Source organism: uncultured Amaricoccus sp. (assembly GCF_937858865.1).
Classification (GTDB): Bacteria; Pseudomonadota; Alphaproteobacteria; order Rhodobacterales; family Rhodobacteraceae; genus Amaricoccus.
Genome location: NZ_CALLYO010000210.1, coordinates 1 through 2,331 on the forward strand (window position 1 = coordinate 1; position 2,331 = coordinate 2,331).

Below are 2,331 nucleotides of genomic sequence, written 5' to 3' on the forward strand. Positions count from 1 at the left end.
CGCCCGCGCCGCAGCCCCTGGTGCGGCAGCCGCGCCAGCAGCGTCAGCCCCGCCGCCGCCACCACGACCCGGAGCAGCGAGGCGGCGAACGGATCGACCCCCGCCGCCATCACCGGCCGCGCGATCAGCGATCCCGTCGCCTGCCCGGTCGCCGCCCCGAGCCCGCAGGCGGCCCCGACGAGGAGCGACCCCCTTACCGCCTCGAGCGCATGGCCGGACGCCCGCCCCCGCCCGTAGAGGATCGCGAGCGACACGCCCGCGACCGTCAGCGAGATCCCCGCCACCGCCGCCGCGCCCAGCGTCTCGCCGAGCACCAGCCAGCCGAGCAGCGCCGCGATCGGCGCGTTGAGCGCGAAGAGCACCCCCGCCCGCCGCGGCCCGAGCCGGCCGACCGCGGTGAAGAGGAGCGAATCGCCGATGAAGATGCCGACGAGCCCCGACAGCACCAGCGGAAGGACGGTGCCGGCATCGAGCTGGCGCCAGCTCCCCCCGGCCAGCACCACGGCCGAGAACATCGCCACCGCGAAGACCTGCCGCCAGCGGTTGAAGGCGAGCGCGCCGAGATGCGCGACCGGCCCCGGCGCCAGGATGCCGGTCACCGCCCAGCAGGCCGCCGCGCCGAGCGCGGCGATCTCGTGCACCGGCACGGCCGGTCCGTCAGTCGACGAAGGCCTTCTCGTAGACGAACTGCCCCGGGTCCGCATTCGACCCCTCGGCGAAGCCGAGTTCCTCGCAGATCGCCTTGTGGTCGTGCAGCATCGCCATAGACCCGCAGATCATCACCCGGTCGGTCGCCGGATCGAGCGGCGCGCCCGTCGACTCGGCCAGCCGCCCGTCGCGGATCCACTCGGTCATCCGCCCCATGCGCGGGCTCTCCTCCCGCGTGGTGGTGGCGATATGCACCAGCTTGTCGCCCACCATCTCCGAGAGCATCTCGTCCTCGCGGATCCGGCGGACCAGGTCGTGCCCGTAGGCGAGCTCGCCCACCTGCCGGCAGGTGTGGGTCAGGATCACCTGCTCGAAGCGCTCGTAGCTCTCCGGCTCGCGGATCAGCGAGGCGAAGGGCGCGATGCCCGTCCCGGTGGCGAAGAGGAAGAGCCGCCGGCCCGGCGTCAGCGCATCATGCACCAGCGTCCCGACCGACTTCGGCCGCATGACGATCTCGTCCCCCGCGGCCAGATGCTGCAGTCGCGAGGTCAGCGGCCCGTCCTGCACCTTGATCGAGTAGAACTCGAGCTCGTCGTCCCAGGAGGGCGAGGCGATGGAATAGGCCCTGAGCAGCGGCTTGCCGTCGACGATCAGCCCGATCATCACGAACTCGCCCGAGCGGAAGCGGAACCCCTGCGGCCGCTCGCAGCTGAAGGAGAAGGTCCGGTCGGTCCAGTGCCGGATGTTCGCCACCTTCAGCAGCGCCATGCCGCGCAGCGCCTTGTCCACCACCTGGTTCATACGGCGTGCCTCACGCAACGGAATCGTCCGCGCTCATACACGCGGCCGGACGGAACGGGAACCCCTCGCGGCGGGAACCGACGCGACAACCGCCCGTCAGTCGCCCGTCAGTCGCGCGCCGGCCCGTAGAGCGCCACCGCCCCGGCCACGTCGCCCGGCATCAGATGGTCGATGTCGCCCTGGTTGCTGTAGCCCATGAGCGCGCCGGTCGCCCCCGGATGGTCGAGCCCGATGGCATGGCCGATCTCGTGCGCCAGCACCGTCGGCAGATCGAGCGCGCCCGCCGGATCCGGCCCCTCGCCGTCCGACCAGGCGACGAGCGGGTTGAAGCAGATGGCGGCGCGGGTCAGCGGCGCGATGCCCTGCCGCCCCGTCCCGTGCCAGACGTTGGCGAAAGCGATGCGGTCGGGCTCGCCCTGGGCGCCGATGAGGATGTCGGGCGGCTCGCCCGGCGCCGCCGGCCGGAAGCGCAGGTCCGCCTCCCGGCTCCAGATGCCGAAGGCCTCCGCCGCGATCTCGGCGAGCCGTTCCGGATCGCGCTCCCAGGCGGCCGCGAGTCGCGCGATGGGCGCGAGCGCCCGGCAGTTGATCGCGCCGGGCATCGAGACCTCCGCCGCGGCAAAGCCGTAGCTCACCTCCGCCCCGCTGCGCATCAGCGGCTCGCCCCATTTCACGTTCAGCCCGTCGATCTCGAGCAGGCGATAGCCGGCGGCCGCCGCCGGCAGCGCCAGCAGCGCGGCCACCGCCGCACCGGCCACGATCTTGTCGATGAAGGCCCGCCGCACCTCGGCCCCGTCGCTCCACGCTCCGCCCCTCCGATCGTCTAGAGCAGCAGCGACCCGCGCGCAAGCCGCGCGGCACGCCGCGATCAACCGGCGATTC

At 73.1% G+C, this 2,331-nt stretch carries 3 protein-coding genes; all 3 read right to left on the reverse strand.

The window, feature by feature from the left end:
- The coding region (locus tag Q0112_RS05745) for a DMT family transporter (RefSeq protein WP_297972647.1) at window positions 1–647 on the reverse strand (647 nt) is incomplete at its 3' end.
- 10 nt (window positions 648–657) lie between these two features.
- Window positions 658–1,449, reverse strand: a complete 792-nt coding sequence (locus Q0112_RS05750) for a ferredoxin--NADP reductase (protein WP_297972650.1) — start codon at window positions 1,447–1,449, stop codon at window positions 658–660.
- Between the two features lie 107 nt (window positions 1,450–1,556).
- A partial coding sequence (locus tag Q0112_RS05755; protein WP_297972654.1) for a matrixin family metalloprotease occupies window positions 1,557–2,331 on the reverse strand: 775 nt, incomplete at its 5' end.